Origin of the sequence: Exiguobacterium sp. SH5S4 (assembly GCF_004337045.1) — a bacterium.
Lineage (GTDB): Bacteria > Bacillota > Bacilli > Exiguobacteriales > Exiguobacteriaceae > Exiguobacterium > Exiguobacterium aurantiacum_A.
The window spans coordinates 1-19430 of sequence record NZ_SJUQ01000011.1; the positions used below are offsets into that span (position 1 = coordinate 1).

The window sequence follows — 19430 nt, forward strand, 5'->3', positions numbered from 1 at the left end:
ACAGCGTCGCCCCGAGGGCACGCCGACTCCCGGGGGAACAGCGGGCAAGGCGAGACCCAGCAGCGACATCGTCGCGATGCGGCTCGCTGACCGCCCCCAGGAAAGCGGCGTGCCGGACAGGGCGGCTCGAAGGGCAATGAAAGCAGATGAGCGTCATCCCATCCGGGACGACGCTCATCTGCTTAAAATCATTTGAAGTTTTTCAGTGCCCTCCCACGTGGGGACGAGTTTTTTTATAGTTCAAACGACTTCCCAGTGTCCGGGATGAACAGGATCGACTCCCCCGTCTCCGTTTCAAATACATACGCGACAGTTGAAACGAACGGATTCCATTCGTCCCCGTTCGTTCGCACACTTTCCGTATAAGTGACGCTCCCGTGCGTTGTGGACAATTCTTGTTCCGCGGCAGCGACCGAGTAAGTCGGAATCGAAAGTACGGTCGTAGTGCCGACTAAAAACACACTCACAAATGCGGACCATACTTTACGTCTCGGATACGTGAGCTTCACTAAAATCAATATCGAAATCATCCAACCGATCGGCACACCAAATGTCGCCGCACCCCCGTACCAAGCGTCATTCACGTAAAGTAACGCAACCGCCACTATCAAACCGATTGTCCACCACAACTTCATCCCAATCACCTCACTCATATTATCTCAAAAAATAATAATTCTTCAATCGAAATGAACGCATTTAAAAACCGCTCGGCAACGCACGAGCGGTTTCAACAAATCAATTATGCAACAACGGACACGTTCCGCAACATGAGGAACGATCACGATTTTGTTTCACGTACGCCAAGCAACAATGTTTGCGCACATAATAGCTCTCAGTTCCATTATCGATTAGCTTGAACGTCATATTCAACGGATTTGCGCTTTTCACTCCGTCATCGATCAGCGTATGCAGGTTCTGACGATATTCGTCTGCATGTTCAGGCTCTGATTGCTCCATCTGTAAATCGATTTGAAATAGATTATGTGAAATCAGGCTATACATGTGAGACAATTTTGCTTTTGTTTCGTCTGAAACTTTTGTTAGCAAAGGAGTAAGGTGACTGGTAAGCCAGCGAACCCAGGCTTCGTTCGTGTCGTGTCCGTCTTGAGACGAAAACACGTCATATTTATGAATAACAAATTCCATACAACCATCCTCGATGCACCGAATCCCGCCGCTATTAAGACGTGGAATTACTAGACAATCGAATCGGTTGAATGCGTCGAGTAACCCCATGAACAAAACCGAATAGCGTTTGGCAAACAGTGTCCCTGCCACGACCGGATGACAGTTTTCCATTTGCTGTTGTTGATGCCGTAGAAGGGAAGAGACCACACTTGCATCCGTCAGCAACTCATCGTAAGAAAAGTCTAGTGATGACGTCGAATCGATCACAATTCCATATTCGTCTTTTAAATAGCGATGCATTTCATCAGTCATCATGACTCCTCCTTTCTGTGCGGCTTATTTCAGTAGATGTCCTTCAAGTTGATCCATGATCAAATTTCGTCCTTTAGGTCCCCAGGCCATGTATACCCAATAGTCGTCAGGATGAACTTGATTTTTTTGAACGGCCGGGACGGATTGCCAAAGGTTACTGTTTTTAATCTCTTCCATGTGAGCTTTCCCGTTATTGTCGACTTGGAAAAATAAATGGTCAGCGTCAATTTCAGGCACTTTTTCGAAAGATAATTCACTCGATCCACCATCCGCTGGTACCATGTTCGCGGCATTTAATTTCAGATTCTCATACATCAACGTGTTCAACGGATGATCTGTTTTCGCATAAATGTTAAGACCTCGATCTTTCGGGCGCACGCGAAGGAATGCAACTTTTTCATCCCCTAGTTCAGTTTCAAATTGCGCAGATAACTCTTCCGCACGATCATTTGTCTGTTGGATGATATTTTCCGCTTCTGTTTCTTTACCGAACACTTCTGCTACTTTCAAAAAGTTCGTCTCCCACTCTTTCGGGTCCACGTCTCCCTCTTCCGAACCAATCAATATGGTCGGCGCAATCGCGTTCAATTGGTCATAAGATTCTTTCAACCAGACATCCCCGATGATAACGTCTGGTTCTGTCGCCATAATCGCTTCAAAATTCCCTTGATATGGGTCACCGACACGCTGGGCATCTTTCAAATCTTCTTGTAGATAAGGCAAGACCCCATCGCCAATTTGCTCAAAACCATTCGTGACACCGACCGGCGTAATGCCGAGTGACAACAAATAATCTTCCCATCCAGGGACAAGAACGACTACCTTCTCAACATCTGATGAAAGTTCTGTCGTCCCTCCGGCATGTTCAATCGTTCGTTTTTCAGTCGTCGCTGTTTTCGTCTCAGTCTCTGACTGGGCACATCCAACACCGATCACTAAAAGGAGTGCCGCCATTGTGGCAAGCCATAAATGTTTCATATCTCATCCTGCTTTCTGTTTATATTTTTTTAGCGAGCAAATGTAAAAAGTAAGGGGCTCCGATGATTGCGATAACAATTCCCGCCGGTATCTCACTAGGCTGTAAAATAAGGCGTCCGATTGTGTCAGCTGTCAAAACGAGCAGTGCTCCCACTAGACCTGAAATCGGAATAACATACCGATGCTTTGTCCCGATCAGTTGCTTCGTCAAGTGAGGTGCGATCAAACCGACAAAGCTAATGCCGCCACCGACGGCCACACAAGCGCTAGCAACCGCTACCGCAATCCAGCTCAACCACAGCCGGGTCTGTTCCACTTTCACCCCTAAGCCGACAGCCATGTCTTCTTTAAACGTCAACACATCTAAATAGCGGCTGCGGTACATTAAGAGCCCTCCACCGATCAAGAGCCAAGGGAGCAGTGAAGCAACTTTTTCCCAAGAAGCACCCCAAATACTGCCGGCCAACCAAAGTTTTGTGAATTGGTACTGAAAAGGATTCAACGCAAGTGTCAATACGATCATTAACGCACTCATCCCAGACGCCACACCGATTCCAACTAGAATTAACCGAATCGGCGGTGTTCCTTCGTTCCGATTGTAAGCTAACACATAAATGATGAAGGCGGTTAGCACCCCACCGATTAGCGCGACCACCGGTAAGCTGACCGCTTGAATCCACTCGTTTGAAGTGGTCGGCAACAAAGTGACGAATAATACGACGAATAGCCCTGCTCCGCCATTGATGCCTAATATACCTGGTTCAGCTAAGCTGTTTCGCATCGTCGCTTGTAAAGTAGCCCCTGAAATAGCAAGTCCGAAGCCGATGAATGAAGCCAAGAAAATTCGCGGCAACCTCAAATCGAACAAGATCATTGTCTGTTGACTTGTCCCTTGACCGAAGAGGGTGTCTAACACTTCTTGTGGAGTAAGGGATATGAACCCTGAATTGATGCTATACAGTGCAACTATCCACCAACTCACAATGAGCATACCGGTCCAAACAATATATGGCTTTCTCATAGTTCACGCCTCGCTTTTCGCGCGATGTGTAGGAAGAACGGGACCCCAATCAAAGCTAAAATTGCACCCACTGGGATTTCATAAGGGGGATTGATGGTTCGGGCCAACAGGTCAGAGATAAGCAATAACAAAGCACCGTATATAGCAGAACATGGAATGATATATCGATAGTCAACCCCGACAATCCCACGAACCATATGAGGAACTACTAAACCGATAAAGCCGATCGGACCGACCATCGAGACCGAGGCACCAGCTAACAGTAGGACGACTAACGCTAGCATAAATTTTGATTTCCTAACGTCTTCTCCTAAACCAATCGCCACATCTTCACCAAGACTTAACGTCGTAACTTTGCGACTGAATAGAATCGCAAACATCAACATGGCGACAATCCATGGTGCCACGACTTTTAATTGTTCGAACGAAACACCGATGAGTCCTCCGGCATACCAAAATGCCACATCTTGCGACACTTTAAAATAGATGGTGACTGCTTCACTTAAAGCAAAAAATAAGGCCGAGACTGCCGAACCAGCCAACACGAGACGCAGTGCGGTAACTTGACCGTATAAGCTCGTCACACCGAACGTTAAACCCATACTTATTACAGCTCCGATGAACGTAATAAACATTAACAGCGTAAACGAGATGTTCGGGAAAAATACGAATGAAATCGCCAATGCGAATGCAGCGCCTGCGTTAATCCCAAGAATACCCGGATCCGCTAAGCTATTTCGTGTCACTCCTTGCATGATGGCTCCAGCTACGGCAAAGGATGCTCCAACGAGTATAGCCGCAAACACTCTTGGCAAACGCAAATCCCAAATCACAACGTGTTGGGCATTAGATGAATCATAATGAAAAATGGCGTCTTGAATAGCAGAGATAGGGATTGTGGCTGCCCCGACTGTAATTGAGTAACTTGACACAATCACGATTGAACATAAGCCAAAAAGTATCCAATACGTAAATTTAATTAAATTTGATTTTGCTTGAATGAGTCGCACGTCAATTCCTTTCCGCTTCTTTTCATAGATAATGATAATCATTATCAACATAAGTATTATTCTTTACCTGCCTCAATCAGTCAAGGCTATTTTGTATAAAAATAGTTTTTAATACAGTTCAAACGTTTCATTCCCCGGGAAAGTGGAATAGCGGACAAGAGAACGGATTTTGAATGAGGAGGCATTTTATGAACATTCCGACCATCAAACTACACGACGGTTACGAGATTCCGGCTATCGGACTCGGTACCGTCTTCTTACGAGGCGAGACCGGTGTCGACGCGATCACGAGCGCGATTCGCAACGGTTATCGTCTCATCGACTCAGCGATTCGCTACGACAACGAAGGGGCGCTCGGGGAAGCGGTCCGCCAGTCCGGTATCCCGCGTGAGCAGTTATTTTTGACGTCGAAACTGCGTGGTCAGTATTTCGATTATGATGAGGCCCTCAATATGATTCAAGAGTCGCTCTACCGGGCCAACCTCGACTATTGGGACTTATTTTTACTCCACTGGCCGAACCCGAAGCAAGATAAATACGTCGAGGCATGGCGCGCGCTCATCCAAGCGAAACAGAACGGATGGATCCGCTCGATCGGCGTCTCGAACTTCATGTCCGAGCATCTCGACCGCTTAATCGAAGAAACGGGTGAGACACCGGTCATCAACCAAATCGAGCTCCATCCTTACTTCTCGCAAGTCGAGCAACGTCAAGCCGACAAAGAGCGAGATATCGTCACTGAGGCGTGGAGTCCGCTCAGCCGGGCCCGGACCGTCATTCATGACGAGACAATCACCGAGCTCGCCAACCAAAAAGGCAAGACCGTGTCGCAAGTCATCCTGCGTTGGCACATCCAACTCGGCGTCATCCCGCTCCCGCGTTCGTCGAGCGAGCTGCACCAACAAGAAAATCTCGCCATCTTCAACTTCGAGTTGACCGAAGACGAGATGGAGACCATCAATGCGTTGACGAAACCGGATGGCCGCATCGACAACCAAGACCCGAGAGAATACGAAGAATTCTAAAAAAAAATGAGCCGCATGGGCTCATTTTTTTCGTTAAAACGCCGGGATCGCCGTTTCTTCGTAATTCTCTTTTAAGAATGCACGGACTTCGTCGCTCGTGAGCGCTTCACCGAGTTTCTGGATTGCTTCATCGTCCTTGTTGTCTTCGCGGGCGACGAGCGTGATGGCGAAGTCGTTCTCGACCCCTTCCGTCAAGAGCGCGTCGCTCTTCGGCGTAAGGTTGAGCGGTGCCGCGTACGCCGGCGTCATGAGGACCGCGTCGACGTCGTCATAGGCACGCGCGAGCATGAGTAGATCGACTTCTTCGAACTTGATGTTTTTCGGGTTGTCCGTGATGTCCGCTTGCGTGTAATACGAACCGGTCTTCTCCCCAAGTTTGATCACGTCGTGCTGCGCGAGCAGCGAGAGTGAGCGGTCGATGTTCGAGACGTCGTTCGCGATTGCGATCGTCGCGCCTTCTGGGATGTCGTCGATGTTGTCGTACTCTTTCGAGTAGACGCCGTAGTTGGCGAAATAGATCGGTTCGATCGGAACGAGGTTGGCGTCATTACTGCGGTTGAACTCTTCCATGTACGGGACGTGCTGGAAGAAGTTCGCATCGACTTCTTTCGCCGCGAGCGCCGTGTTCGGTTGTACGTTGTCGCCGAGGACGACGATTTCGAGTTCGATGTTGTCTTCTGCGAGCTGGTCTTTCGCGATCTCGAGCATGTCGGTCATCGGCGGGATGAGCGAGGCGACTTTGAGCGTCTGCGGCTCGTTCGTCGGTGCTTCCGTCGTTGTTTCGTTGTCAGTTCCACACGCCGCGAGGACGAGGGTGAGTGAGGCGAAGAGTGCCATTAATTTTTTCATTGATTTTCCTTCTTTCTGTAGGTGATTAGCGTTTGTCGATGACCCGGGCCACCGTCGTACCGGTGAACTGGATCAGCTGGACGAAGACGAGCATGATGAAGATCATATACAGCATCAGCTCCGTCTTGAACTGTTGATAGCCGTAGCGGATGGCGAAGTCGCCGATGCCGCCGCCCCCGACCACCCCCATGATGGTCGAGTACGAGATGAAGCTGATGATCGACGTCGTCAGCCCGAGGACGAGTCCGGACCGGGCCTCGACGTATAAGAATTTGAAGATGACGTCTTTGATCGACGCCCCCATCGATACGGCCGCCTCGACGACGCCGCGCGGGACGTCTAGGAGCGACTGTTCGACGAGACGAGAGTAGTGGGCGATGGCGATGATCGCGAGTGGCACGGTCGCTGCCGCCGTCCCAAGCGCCGTTCCGATGATGAGCCGCGTAAATGGAATCAAAAACACGACGAGGAGCAGGAACGGGAACGAGCGGACGATGTTGACGACCAAGTTGAGCACCGAGAAGACGGCCCGATTCTCGAGCAACTGCCCTTTCCGAGACAAGTAGAGCCACGTTCCGAGCGGTAAGCCGACGAGGACGGCGGCGAGGATCGAGACGCCGACCATGATGAACGTCTCACCGATCGAGCGCCAAATCTCGGTCTGATATTGAACGAGCACGTCAGGCATTCGGCTCACCCGCCTTTCGCAACTCGTTGACGAACCAAGCCGGATTATTGTCGATTTCCGGGACACCACGCGGGACGAGATCGAGCGTCTCATACACCGATCCATCCGCCATGACGGTCACGCGGTCACACACTTGCTTGATGACGTCCATCTCGTGGGTGACGATGACGATCGTGACACCGAGCGCCTCGTTGATCGACTTCAGCACGCCGAGGATTTCGGCCGTCGTGTTCGGGTCGAGCGACGAAGTCGGCTCGTCACACAACAAGACGTGCGGTTCGTTCGCGAGCGCCCGGGCGATGGCGACGCGTTGCTTTTGCCCGCCGCTCAGCTGGGCCGGGTACTTGTCCTTAAACGACTCGAGTCCGACAAAGCGGAGGCATTCGAGCACCCGTTCCTCGTGCTTCGCCTGCGGTCGTCGTGCCAGTTTAAGCGGGGCGACCACGTTGTCATATACCGTCTTGTTGCCGACGAGGTTGAACTGTTGAAAGATCATCCCGATGACGTGTCGCTGTTCGCGGAGTTGCCGGCTCGATAGACTCGTCAGTTCGTTCCCATCGACCGTGACCGTCCCTGCGTCCGGCGTCTCGAGCAAGTTCATCAGGCGCAGCAGCGTCGACTTGCCGGCACCGCTCGCACCGATGATGCCATACATCTCGCCTCGTTCAATCTGGAGCGAGACGTCACGGACCGCCTCGTCACGACCAAACTGTTTGCTTACATTCGTTAACGTGATCATAGACCGTCCCCTTTCTTTCATACTGAAAAAGTGGATGATAACCGTTCTTCATTTTAGCGAACTAAAGAGCAATTGTCAGTTGAGGCGGCTCATCAAAATGGTTCGGTTTGAGCTTGAAGTACGTTTTACTTCACTTTAAGCCTTCTAGACACTTATAATAAAATCAACCAATACCACAGGGGGTATGTGAATGACTACCGAAATACTATTGACCTTCGCTGTCTTGGCGCTAGCGATCGTCTTATTCGTCACCGATAAACTCCGGACCGACCTCGTCGCCGTCTTGATCATGGTCATCTTGCCATGGACCGGTGTCATCACGGCTAATGAGGCATTTTCTGGATTCGCATCAAACGCTGTCATTTCTGTCATCGGGGTTATGTTGATCGGTTACGGGGTCGAACGTTCCGGCATCATGACCGTCGTCGCAGAGTTTATCACGAAACGAGTCGGGGTCAAAGAGAAGAACGTCATGGCAACGACATCGACAACCGTAGGACTCATCTCGGCGTTCATGCAAAACATCGGCGCGGCCGCCTTATTTTTACCGGCCTTAAAGCGGATCAGTAAAAATGCCAACATCCCGGCTTCCAAGCTGATCATGCCGATGGGGTTTGCCGCCATTCTCGGAGGAACGTTGACGATGGTCGCTTCGGGTCCGCTCATCATCTTGAACGACTTGTTGACCGAGTCCGGGTTTGACGCTTTAAACTTGTTCGCTGTCACACCAATCGGTCTCGTTTTGCTCGCGACCGGCATCCTCTACTTCTACTTCGCGGGCGGCCTCGTCTTGCCGAAAGCGTCCGGGGAAACGCAGACGACGAGTGCTTCTTTCATGGAAGAAACGCATCAATTGACGACCGACATCCATGAGCTCGACGTCAACGCTCGCCTTGCCGGACAAACGATTGAACAACTCGATATTTGGTCGACGTATGGGATCAACATTCTCGCACTTCGCGAAGGTGAGAGCCACGTCTATGGCCCTTGGCGCAAGACTCGCCTCGCCATCGGGCAGACGCTCGCCATCCTCGGAACGGACGAGGCGATCAGTCGCTTCGCGGCCGATTATGAACTGACCATCAAACCTGAACTTGAATACTTCGCTTCGCTTGAAAATGAAGACGAGAGCGGGTTCGCTGAGATCATCATCCCGCCGACGTCGCCGTTCATCGGGAAGACGCTCCGCGATATTGGCTTCAGAAAAAATTTCCGACTTGAGCCGCTTGCCATCGTCGGAAGCGACGGTACGCAGACAAAACTGGAAAACGTCCCGTTCGAAGCCGGCATGCAACTCGTCGTCTACGGCAGCTGGAAAGATTTGATCAATTTGCGGAACGGTCGCGAAGTCGCGATTTTAAGCGATGTGAAAGCACCCGAACTCGCACCACAGCAAAACAAGAAAAAACCAGCCTTGTTTTCAATCATCGTCGCCCTCGGTCTCGTCTTTCTCGGTTTTCCACTGTCGCTCAGCTTCTTTACGGGAGCCCTGCTGATGATTTTACTCGGTGTCATCCCGAAAGATGAGATTTACCCAGCCATTGACTGGAAGACCGTGTTCTTACTAGCCGGGCTCATCCCGCTCGGTATAGCCTTTGAAAAGAGTGGCGCTGCCGCTTATACGGCGGACGCCATCGTCAATCTCGTTGGCGGGTGGAGCACGCTCGCAATTCTATTCATCATCGGGATCATCACGATGTTCTTCTCACTCTTCATGTCAAACGTGGCAGCGACCGTCTTGCTCGTCCCGCTCGTTCTGATGATGGCCGATACGTTCAACATCGATCCGATCGGTCTCGCGCTACTTGTCGCGGTATCGGCTTCGAACTCGTTCATTTTACCGACCCATCAAGTCAACGCCTTCATCATGGGACCGGGTGGTTACCGCAACGCGGACTATATGAAGGCCGGAGGAGTCATGAGCCTCCTCTTCCTCGTTGTCTCGGTTATGATGATTTATGTGCTATATATGTAACGTTCGAAAAGGCAGAAAGCGCGATCGCGCTTTCTGCCTTTTGTGCACTCAAATCGGGTGACGCTTGAAATGGTCGGCAATATGAGACCTCATCGCGTCACGGTTCTCAGCGAAGATACGATGTCGGTGTCCGTTTCCGCCTGACGGATGCGGAAACCCGCTCACGACACGTTCTGGTGCGACGAGTCCTCGAGCGACGAGCGTCTCGACGGCCCGACGCACGTTGACACCCATCGGTAAAATGAGCGCATCTTCGAGGACGGCCATCTCGTCGGCGAAACTTCCCTCGACGTATGAACGGAACAGCTCCGTTCTTAACATGTCCGGACTCGAACCGTTATAGTTCTTGCCTTTGTAGAAGACCGGATAAGGCAACACAGCGGTGTTCTGCACGAGATGGTTCGCCTCACCGAACAAGTCGAGCGTCGATTCGATTTGGAGATGGTGATGCAAGTCCAAGTCGTCGAGCATCGTCACCAAGTTCTTCCGAATCGGCCCTGAGAAGCTGCCGCGCTGTTTGACGGCCTGGAGCGCTGCTTCATCCGAGGCGTCAGCCAAGTCGCGGATCGCCTCGAACGACTGTCGCATTTGATAGAGACCCGGCGTGATGCCAGCAATGACGATTTTAGCATTCGGATTGATGTATTCGAACGGGGCATAATAAATGGTCAATTGCTTCTTCGGGTCTTCCTCGAGAAGGAACATCTCGCTCTTCAACGTCGTTTCGTCCATATCAGGAAGCTCAATGATTTTCTGTTTATAGGCTTGAAACAGGTCGGTGCGTGTCGGCACGATTCATCCCCCTTTCGTGTTCTGTCTCATACTGTTTCCCGAAATCTATATGTGAAAAAAGTTCATGAAAGCGACAAGATTCCGCCGTTAGTTAAGCGTTTTCATTCCCTTTTTTATGCTATTCTTTTCTTATCAGTTTGGTAATTACATATCTTTAATTACCTATAATTAGGATGGGGAGCGTGGGATAAAGTGAAAGCAGTCGTAGTCAATTCATCTAACAAAGCGAATATCGAAGTGGTTGAAAAGGAGTTGCGCCCACTAAATTCTGGAGAGGCGCTTGTCGACGTCGAGTATTGTGGCGTATGTCACACGGACCTACACGTTGCCGCGGGAGATTTCGGTGATGTCCAAGGCCGCGTACTCGGACACGAAGGCATCGGGATCGTTTCAAAAATTGCTGACGACGTAACGAGTTTGAAAGTCGGAGACCGCGTCAGTATCGCCTGGATGTATCATGCCTGCGGGCGTTGTGAGTACTGTACGACCGGACGCGAAACGTTCTGCCGCCACGTACAAAACGCTGGATATAGCGTTGATGGCGGGATGGCCGAGCAAAGTATCGTAATGGCCGATTTCACTGTCAAAGTACCAGACGGACTCGATCCGGCACAAGCTTCGAGTATCACGTGTGCCGGTGTCACGACGTATAAAGCCATTAAAGTGGCTGACGTGAAGCCAGGTCAAATCGTTGTTATCTATGGATGCGGTGGTCTTGGTAACCTGGCAATTCAGTACGCCAAACACGTGTTCAATGCGTACGTCGTCGCAGTCGACATCAATGATGACAAACTCAAACTCGCTAAAGACAGTGGCGCCGATATGATCATCAATCCAGTGACAGAGGGCGCTGCGGACAAAATCATCCAAGAGCAACTCGGGGGCGCACATGCTGCGGTCGTCACGGCCGTTTCAAAAGTAGCCTTCAACTCTGCGGTCGACGCTGTAAGAGCGTGTGGAAAAGTTGTCGCGGTCGGACTTCCGTCTGAAACAATGGATTTGAATATCCCACGTCTCGTCCTCGATGGCATCGAAGTCGTCGGATCACTCGTCGGTACACGTAAAGACTTAGAAGAGGCTTTCCAATTCGGGGCCGAAGGAAAGGTCGTACCGGTCGTCCAGAAACGTTGCCTCCACGAAGTCCAAGATATTTTCGAAGAGATGGAACAAGGTAAAATTCAAGGACGAATGGTCATCGATTTCAAAAATAAAGAATGCCAGTAAAAAAAACGAGGCCATTTGGTCTCGTTTTTTTACTAGCGTCTAAACCGGGTCATCGTATGACATGATCATCTGTTCAGTTGAAATTGAGATACTAGCGCATTGACGCGCCCTATCCGCTTTTGTATAGTTAGGAACGACAAAACAGAATAGGAGTGACCAATTTGACTCCATACGAACAACTTACGCCAACGCACCTTTTGGATCTGCTCGGTGAGCGCCACGATCAAATCCGACGCATTAGCGAACGGGCATGGAACGAACAACATGATATTTACATCTCCAACTCGGAATGGTACATCCTCGCCCGCATCTACCGAAAGAATCCGACCATCTCCGAAGTGACACGGAACGTCCATGTGTCACGCCAGGCGATCCATAAACTGATCAAGAACTTGAAGACAAAAGAGCTCGTCACGGTGACCGACCACCCGACGAGCCGAAAAGACAAATGCATTCAGCTGACCGACCTCGGTATCCGCTGTTATGAACAAAACGAGGCGCTAAAAGCCGATCTCGAACAAAAAATTGCCACGACACTTGGCGACGATGCGTTTAATCAATTGCAGACGTTGCTCCAAACCGACTGGAAACTCTGATCTCTTCTCATCATAAGAAGAGGTTTTTTCCGTCTGTGCGGCCTTCAATGTCAACCGGGTTGACAATTTACATCAATTACCTCTATAATGGATATTAGGAAGAGGTGATCGATTTGTTCAAAATTGATGATTTAATCATCTATTCGACCCACGGAGTTTGTCGCATTGACGAAATTTCCGATATGACGGTCGCAGGTGAGACGAAGTCGTACTATACGCTCCATCCAATCAACAACGCGCAGAAGCTACAGATCAGTATTCCGGTCGATAGTGACAAAGTCATGATGTTGACACTCTTGGAAGCTAAAGAAGCAAAAGAGATCCTCGAATCGTTCCGCTCTCCTGGTGTCGAATGGAATCCCCATCCGAATAACCGGAACCGCGAATTCTTGCATGTCGTTCATTCGGGCAACCGTCACGATATCGCTCAAGTCATCAACACACTTGCTCGGAGACAAACCGAAGCAGTCTCGTTGAACAAAAAGTTATATGAACAGGATCGTAAGATTTTAGAAAACGCTAAAACGATTCTTGTGAAAGAACTTTCACTCGCGCTTCATTTGTCGGAAGAAGTCATCGATCAACAGATTGCCGCTTATTTGAGCGCTGAACCTGTTGCCGCCACTTGATTGGACCCTTCTATATGAAGTGGTCTTTTTTTATTGTCTGAACGCCTGTAACACTTGTTCCTTCAACGGTTGGAAGCTCATCCCTAAGTTCCCGTGGTACATAAAATGCTTCGAGCATAGCACCGTCCCGATTCCACCGTCACGGTATGTAAATGGAATCGGGCCTTTTGCAATCCAGTCGCAGAGTCGAAGGTTTCGATTGAATGTCTGACGTGGAACCATGTGCTCCTCTTCAAGCAAACCGAGCAGTTCGCCGAGTGCCTGTTTGCTATGGACAATAATTACTTTCGGTCGATAGGTGAATAACAATTCTCGGAACACTCGATTCCCATACTGAATCAAGTCAGGATTTACGCTAAGCAAATCTTTCGCTCGTCTCGTCGGATAGGCGTTCATATTCGTCTCAATCACTTCAACTTCTCCATTCGCCCTCAGCTCTAAATCTTCGACAAATTTATTCAAGCCGATCCGCGTGCGTGATAAGTCCGTCTTCCCTTGCGAACGGCGAATCATCTTCACGCGCTCTAAAAACTGCTCTCGATGACAAAATGTATCGATATACTCTTCAGCACTTGCAAAGTCGTCCTTATGCATCGGCGTCGCTGGATTGATGCCAACGATGAAGACGTTGCCTTTTGAACTCGGGGATTTACTGACGAACGGTCGGAAATAGTAGGGATGGGGCGCACGTTCGACCCAACTTTTTAACACTTCAACTGAACACATGCCCCGGTCTCCTCTCAATCAGTCTGTAAAGTCACATCTTCAGCTAATCCTGTATTGTTAATCTTGTTGTACTGGTCATAAGCTTCCGTCACTTCGTTCAAGTCTTCTGGATCAATCAAAAATGTTTGAGTCCCTTTCTCAATCAGCAAAAGCGGCTGCCCTTTGAACTTTACTTCATCCAAGATCTCGGATGCGTCTCGAACGATCACTGTCTCCGTTGTTGGCGTGAGGCACCGGACTTCTGTATGATCTAGCCACTCCAATATTTCTGTGACTTCCGACTCGATATCAAACAATATGGCGACCAAAACATAATGATCCCCTTGTTTCATCAGGACAGCATAGCAATCACCCATTTGGACGCATTCCGTCTTCGCCGTCTCCATATAGTCTTCGTAATGAGGGAGGACACAATACTCGTAACTGTCCGGATATTTTCGCAGGTGTTCGAGATAAGCACCATACTTTTTTCTTTCCCACTGTGTAAGCTTGATTTTATCCATCCTCTACCTCCTACATGATGGTATTCACCTTTTATTTATAACCAATATATGGTTTTTAATGTTGCAATTCAAAAGAAAAAGCGAGAATATTTTCGCATTCTCGCTTCAACCGATTCAATTGTGCACGACACCCTTTTCTTTCAAGCCGAGCGCCATTGCCGTCGATTCGTGGATCGTCTTGAACAGCTCAGGATGGTCTGAGAGCGAGACGCCATACGATGGCACCATTTGCTTGATCTTCGGCTCCCATTCCGGCAACTGCTCAGGGAAGCACTGCTCGAGCACTTTCAACATGACGTGGACGGCAGTCGACGCACCAGGTGACGCGCCGAGGAGCGCCGCGACCGAACCGTCTTCCGCACTGACGACTTCTGTCCCGAATTGGAGCGTGCCTTTGCCTGCTGGCGTGTCTTTGATGACTTGCACACGCTGACCAGCGGCGACGATTTCCCAATCCTCGTTTTTCGCGGTCGGGATGAACTCACGGAGCTCGTCCATCCGCTTGTCGTGCGACAAGAGCACTTGCTCGATCAAATATTTCGTGAGCGGCATCTCTTTCGCCCCGGCCGCAAGCATCGTCACGACGTTGTACGGTTTGACCGATTGGATGAGGTCGAGGTTCGAGCCTGTCTTCAAGAACTTCGGCGTAAAGCCGGCGAACGGTCCGAACAAGAGCTCTTTCTGTCCATCGATGTAACGTGTATCAAGATGCGGCACCGACATCGGCGGCGCGCCGACTTTCGCCTTACCGTATACTTTGGCGTGGTGCTGCTCGATAACGTCACGGTTTTTACAGACGAGGAACAACCCGCTCACCGGGAATCCGCCGATATGCTTCGACTCCGGGATACCCGTCTTTTGCAACAGCGCCAAGCTGCCGCCACCGCCGCCGATAAAGAGGAACGGCGCCGTATGCGTCTCGATCGTATTCGCCTCGATGTCCTTCACTTTCACTTCCCATAGCCCGTCTGGCAGCCGTGTCACGTCCTCGACGCTATGCTTGTAGTTGACCTCGACATCATGATTCGTCAAATGGTCAAACAGCACCCGCGTCAGCGCGCCGAAGTTGACGTCCGTCCCTGAGTCAATTTTCGTCGCGGCAATCGGCTCATCGATCGTGCGACCTTCCATGACGATCGGCATCCATTCGCGCAACTGCTCCGGATCGTCCGATAACACCATACCATCGAACAACGGATTATTTGTTAGCGCTTCCAAACGTTTCTTCAAGAAGCGGATATCTTTCTCCCCTTGGACCATGCTCATATGTGGGATCGAGCGGATAAAGTCTTCCGGTTGTTGAATCAATCCTTTGTTCACCAGATGCGCCCAAAACTGGCGCGAGATTTGGAACTGCTCGTTGACGTTAATCGCTTTTGAGATGTCGAGCGTGCCGTCCGAATTCTCGGTCGTATAGTTCAACTCGCAGAGGGCGGCATGCCCCGTTCCTGCGTTATTCCATTCGTTCGAGCTTTCTTCCCCTGCGCTTGCGAGCTTCTCGAACACTTTGACTTCCCACTCCGGTACGAGCTCTTTAAAGAGCGACCCGAGCGTCGCGCTCATAATTCCCGCACCAATCAAAATGACGTCTGTTCTCTTCTGGACACTGCTCATGAAAACCCCATCCTTCTCCCCTGAATTTGTGTATGAAACGACTCAGTAAATCCCCATTCGCCGATCGTTTCTTTGTACTCGTTATACTGATTATAACGCTTTTGTGATGAAAGATAAGGGTTAAGTAGTGAAAATAGAGATGAAACTTTTTATCGAGTTTACACTTCGGAAATCGCCGACGTCACACTTTGTTTCGAATGGTATGATGAAGGCAACTAAACGAACAGAGCGAGGTCAGAAGTATGAAAAAAAAAGTAAAAGTTGTAGCAGCTGTAATCGAAAATGAGAACCAAGAGATTTTGTGCGCACTTCGCTCAACCGATATGCTTATCTCAAATATGTGGGAGTTTCCTGGTGGGAAAGTCGAAGCTGGTGAAAATCTACAAGAAGCACTTGAGCGAGAAATTCTTGAAGAGTTAAACTGTGAAATCACAGCACATGAAGTGATTAATGAACACGTTCATGAATATGAGACGTTTATCATTCAATTAATTTCACTGCGTGCTGAATTGAAGTCAGGCACTCCGGTTGCAACGGAACATGACGCTTTGATCTGGTTGAAACGAGAAAACTTACATTCCCTCGTCTGGGCGCCAGCAGATATCCCTGCCGTAAATGACGTCATCAATCAAACGACGAAAGCCGAGAACGTGTAAAAAACACGTCTCGGCTTTTTTCAATGCGTTTGCTCATGAAGGTAGTCGTAGATTTGTTGATCGACGCTTTCCTGTAAAAGTAAATTCATCGTTACTACGGGCAATTCCTGTCCATCTTGATTCAGCATTGTCGTATCTTGAACTGATTCCAGATCCGGGGTCACTTCTCCTAAGTAGTAGAAATCTCCACCTTCATCGTCATCTTTCTTCACAAACAGATGAACGTCGATGTCTCGCTGTTTCGAATTTACAATTTTAATAACTTCTTCTGACTTAGTTGTTCTGCGACTTCTCGTAAACCAATGGAATACTTCAGGATTGATAAATGTATCTCCATAGTTCACACTTGCTTCCACGTCTTCACCTTTATGATACGTTACAAAAATCGGACACGTTTGATGTTTAACTTTGTAGCCGTATATCGTTGATTGCTCTTCTTTATCCCAGTTCAAAAGCCGGCACGCATCTTTTCTCGTATATTTCTCAAGTCTTGTCAAAGGTTTAGTTTGATCGTAACGCTCACTTCTTGCGAGCGAAGACTGTAACACGTCGTTAAACAAGCGGTAGAACCATTCATTTGTTAATAGCGACTGTAAGTGCGAAGACAACTGATACGCTTCATTTTCCAATGTAATGAGCGGGTGACCTCCGTATTTCAATTGATCTGCATCTTTGAAAAAGCCTAACGATAATACATTCTCTAAAGATTGCAACGTTGCTTCATCACAACGAACGCCTTGTTCAAGTAGCAAGTTCATAAACTCTTGTTTTGTCACTGTCTTCCGGTGTAGAAGTGCTTGTAACAACAAAACTTCATGAACTCGTTTCCCTGATAATAACTCTTGAGTCACCATCAATAATACTTGCGAATGAGAATGTGGAAGATTCGGAAGATCACGCTCTACTGTATTTAACAGTTCTCCATAGTGCCCCTTTTTCGTTCCCACGACAATTGGATCCATCGAATGATTTTCGATGAAATCAAGAAGCATTGGTGTACGGCCTAAACGGTTCTTTAAGTTTTGATAGGCTTCCTTCAATACTTTTAAATCCGTTAATCTTGCTTGGTTAATCGATTCATAAATACGTTCTTTTGCAATTGCTTCAAAATTGATTGTCGATGTTCCAGACATATAACTACGATCAATCACTTTCCGTCGAATCGAATCTTTATTTTGAGAATGGTCATCCGATAAAGCAACCGGAATTAAATAGTTATTTTTATAGTTTGCGATGAAATCGATTACTGTGACATACCGTTTCGAGTCATGTTTGCGCAATCCTCGTCCTAACTGTTGAACAAAAACAATACTCGACTCTGTCTGACGAAGCATAACGACTTGGTTAATGCTTGGAATATCAATTCCTTCGTTGAAGATATCAACTGTCAGAATATAATCTAAGCGCCCTTCTTCAAGATTCGCAACTTCAAGTCGCCGTTTCTCTTGTGAATCATCTCCAGTTAATGCACAAGTTCTAAATCCACGCCGATTCAATTCTTCAGATAATCGTTTTGCCTCTCGTTTTGAACTACAAAACATCAATCCGCACAAACGTTCTCCAGAAAATCCGTAGTAATCAATTTTTTCCACAATTCGTGTAACTCGCTCTAATGAAACGAGTTGATTAAACATATCCATTTCAACTTGATTTCCACTCACCGCAAGGTCTGTCACCCCAAAATAATGAAACGGGCACAGCATATCTTCTTCAAGCGCTTCTTGTAATCGGATTTCATACGCAATGTTGTAGTCAAACAGTTTAAACAAGTCATATCCGTCCGAACGCTCAGGAGTTGCCGTCATACCAAGTAAAAATCGCGGTGTAAAATACTCAATCATTCGTTGATACGTATTCGCACCGGCGCGATGACTTTCATCAATCAAAATATAGTCAAACGTATCCGGGTCAAATTGATTCAACGTCTCTTGTTTTGAAATCGTTTGAATCGTTGCGAACATATATTTAGCATTCGTTGCTCGGCTTGAACCCGAAAGGATACCAAAGTCTTCGTCTTTCCCGCCAATTACTCTTTGAAAATCTGCTTTTGCTTTTTGAAGAATTTGCTCTCGGTGAACGACGAACAGCATTCTATTCGGATGATAACGGCGTACATCAAAAGCGGCTAAATATGTTTTTCCTGTACCTGTAGCGGAAACGACGAGGGCACGCTGATTTCCTTGGGCACGAACTGCTTCGATTCCGTTTAAGGCAGCGAGCTGCATCGAATTCGGCTCTACTCGTAACGCGTCTTCGATTCGATTCACATCATACCGACTTGGAAACTCGGCAACCCGATCACCGAAGATCGGACGATAGACTCGTTCATACGCCGTAATCCATTCTGCCGTCAGCTGAATCGACTCATTCCACATGTCCTCAAATTGTAGTAAAAAGTGTTCAACAATTTCCCCATTCTCATGAGATGTCAATTTTACATTCCATTCATAATTCGTTTTTAACGCTCCAGACGTCAGATTGGAACTTCCAACAATTAATGAGTAGTATTCATTATGCTGAAAAATGTAACCTTTTGAATGAAACGCCTCAACTTCGGCGATGCGGACCTCAACGTTTTGAAGCTTAAGTAGTTCTTTAAAGACTTTTGGTTGGTTGAAGAATTGATACGTCGAGGTCATGATTTTTCCGCGAATTCCTTTTTCATGTAAGTCGAAGAGCGTCGATTTTAGTGTCGCTAACCCCGATTCGGTGATGAATGCGACAGAAAATAAAAAGGACCGACATACTTTTAACTCATCCGTCAAAGAAGTTAAGACGTCTTGCCGCTTGCTCTTCTCATTGACGAGTAGCTCTGGTTTAAATGGGCTGATATGATGATGATTCTTATCAAGAAACCCTTTTTCCAATGAATTTTTTAATTGGTCTGTAAAATGGCTCATTTGATCCTCCAGCTTGAATTATAATAAATTGAAATAATTCCTATTACATGAAATCGTTTTACATA

General features: G+C 48.3%; 19 protein-coding genes. 6 read left to right on the forward strand and 13 right to left on the reverse strand.

Annotated elements, in window-relative coordinates; genetic code table 11:
• Positions 1–233: 233 nt before the first annotated feature.
• The 5 genes from EVJ32_RS07710 to EVJ32_RS07730 all read right to left on the reverse strand — a co-directional run bounded on the left by EVJ32_RS07710 (position 234) and on the right by EVJ32_RS07730 (position 4500).
• The gene (locus EVJ32_RS07710; RefSeq protein ID WP_131457771.1) at positions 234–635 is read right to left on the reverse strand and encodes a hypothetical protein; all 402 of its coding nucleotides are present in this window, start codon (positions 633–635) and stop codon (positions 234–236) included.
• Positions 636–735: 100 nt separating this feature from the next.
• Positions 736–1440, reverse strand: coding sequence for a hypothetical protein (locus EVJ32_RS07715; protein ID WP_131457772.1), 705 nt, complete (start codon positions 1438–1440; stop codon positions 736–738).
• Positions 1441–1464: 24 nt separating this feature from the next.
• Complete coding sequence (locus EVJ32_RS07720) at positions 1465–2418, reverse strand: ABC transporter substrate-binding protein (RefSeq protein ID WP_131441310.1); 954 nt, start codon at positions 2416–2418, stop codon at positions 1465–1467.
• A 19-nt stretch (positions 2419–2437) separates the two neighbouring features.
• On the reverse strand, positions 2438–3439 hold the full coding sequence (locus EVJ32_RS07725) for a FecCD family ABC transporter permease (RefSeq protein WP_035386808.1): 1002 nt from the start codon (positions 3437–3439) through the stop codon (positions 2438–2440).
• A complete protein-coding gene (locus EVJ32_RS07730; RefSeq protein ID WP_131457773.1) occupies positions 3436–4500 on the reverse strand; it encodes a FecCD family ABC transporter permease in 1065 nt (354 codons plus the stop codon). Before EVJ32_RS07730 ends, EVJ32_RS07725 begins: the two co-directional genes overlap by 4 nt.
• Before the next feature lie 137 nt (positions 4501–4637).
• Here EVJ32_RS07730 and EVJ32_RS07735 point away from each other — a divergent pair, with 137 nt between their 5' ends.
• On the forward strand, positions 4638–5474 hold the full coding sequence (locus EVJ32_RS07735; RefSeq protein ID WP_131457774.1) for an aldo/keto reductase: 837 nt from the start codon (positions 4638–4640) through the stop codon (positions 5472–5474).
• 33 nt (positions 5475–5507) lie between these two features.
• Here the strand turns inward: EVJ32_RS07735 and EVJ32_RS07740 are convergent, their stop codons facing one another.
• From EVJ32_RS07740 to EVJ32_RS07750, 3 genes are read right to left on the reverse strand one after another with little or no spacing between them, the layout of a single operon-like run.
• Complete coding sequence (locus EVJ32_RS07740; protein ID WP_131457775.1) at positions 5508–6323, reverse strand: MetQ/NlpA family ABC transporter substrate-binding protein; 816 nt, start codon at positions 6321–6323, stop codon at positions 5508–5510.
• Between the two features lie 25 nt (positions 6324–6348).
• Positions 6349–7011: a methionine ABC transporter permease gene (locus EVJ32_RS07745; RefSeq protein WP_071398721.1), complete on the reverse strand. Its 663-nt coding sequence runs from the start codon at positions 7009–7011 to the stop codon at positions 6349–6351.
• Positions 7004–7750, reverse strand: a complete 747-nt coding sequence (locus tag EVJ32_RS07750; RefSeq protein WP_131457776.1) for a methionine ABC transporter ATP-binding protein — start codon at positions 7748–7750, stop codon at positions 7004–7006. The genes EVJ32_RS07745 and EVJ32_RS07750 overlap by 8 nt, the downstream gene beginning before the upstream one ends.
• Positions 7751–7940: 190 nt before the next feature.
• On the opposite strand from EVJ32_RS07750, the gene EVJ32_RS07755 reads away from it, so the two are divergent.
• Entirely contained in the window at positions 7941–9725 is a 1785-nt protein-coding gene (locus tag EVJ32_RS07755; RefSeq protein ID WP_131457777.1) for an SLC13 family permease, read from the forward strand.
• 48 nt (positions 9726–9773) lie between these two features.
• Here the strand turns inward: EVJ32_RS07755 and EVJ32_RS07760 are convergent, their stop codons facing one another.
• Positions 9774–10517, reverse strand: coding sequence for a hypothetical protein (locus EVJ32_RS07760; RefSeq protein WP_131457778.1), 744 nt, complete (start codon positions 10515–10517; stop codon positions 9774–9776).
• A gap of 192 nt (positions 10518–10709) precedes the next feature.
• On the opposite strand from EVJ32_RS07760, the gene adhP reads away from it, so the two are divergent.
• The 3 genes from adhP (at position 10710) to EVJ32_RS07775 (ending at position 12966) form a co-directional block, all read left to right on the forward strand.
• Positions 10710–11741 carry an alcohol dehydrogenase AdhP gene (gene adhP / locus EVJ32_RS07765; protein ID WP_070328005.1) on the forward strand — a complete coding sequence of 344 codons (1032 nt, stop codon included), beginning with the start codon at positions 10710–10712 and terminating at the stop codon, positions 11739–11741.
• A 161-nt stretch (positions 11742–11902) separates the two neighbouring features.
• Positions 11903–12337 carry a MarR family winged helix-turn-helix transcriptional regulator gene (locus tag EVJ32_RS07770; protein WP_070328004.1) on the forward strand — a complete coding sequence of 145 codons (435 nt, stop codon included), beginning with the start codon at positions 11903–11905 and terminating at the stop codon, positions 12335–12337.
• 104 nt (positions 12338–12441) lie between these two features.
• Positions 12442–12966, forward strand: a complete 525-nt coding sequence (locus tag EVJ32_RS07775; RefSeq protein ID WP_016510581.1) for a CarD family transcriptional regulator — start codon at positions 12442–12444, stop codon at positions 12964–12966.
• 30 nt (positions 12967–12996) lie between these two features.
• On the opposite strand, the gene EVJ32_RS07780 is transcribed toward EVJ32_RS07775, so the two are convergent.
• From EVJ32_RS07780 to mqo, 3 genes are all read right to left on the reverse strand, one after another.
• Complete coding sequence (locus tag EVJ32_RS07780) at positions 12997–13692, reverse strand: uracil-DNA glycosylase family protein (RefSeq protein ID WP_131457779.1); 696 nt, start codon at positions 13690–13692, stop codon at positions 12997–12999.
• A gap of 14 nt (positions 13693–13706) precedes the next feature.
• Complete coding sequence (locus EVJ32_RS07785) at positions 13707–14195, reverse strand: hypothetical protein (RefSeq protein WP_131457780.1); 489 nt, start codon at positions 14193–14195, stop codon at positions 13707–13709.
• A 114-nt stretch (positions 14196–14309) separates the two neighbouring features.
• Complete coding sequence (gene mqo, locus EVJ32_RS07790) at positions 14310–15809, reverse strand: malate dehydrogenase (quinone) (protein ID WP_131457781.1); 1500 nt, start codon at positions 15807–15809, stop codon at positions 14310–14312.
• Positions 15810–16051: 242 nt separating this feature from the next.
• On the opposite strand from mqo, the gene EVJ32_RS07795 reads away from it, so the two are divergent.
• A complete protein-coding gene (locus EVJ32_RS07795) occupies positions 16052–16465 on the forward strand; it encodes a (deoxy)nucleoside triphosphate pyrophosphohydrolase (RefSeq protein ID WP_070328000.1) in 414 nt (137 codons plus the stop codon).
• 20 nt (positions 16466–16485) lie between these two features.
• Here the strand turns inward: EVJ32_RS07795 and EVJ32_RS07800 are convergent, their stop codons facing one another.
• A complete protein-coding gene (locus EVJ32_RS07800) occupies positions 16486–19365 on the reverse strand; it encodes a DEAD/DEAH box helicase (protein ID WP_131457782.1) in 2880 nt (959 codons plus the stop codon).
• Positions 19366–19430 lie beyond the last annotated feature (65 nt).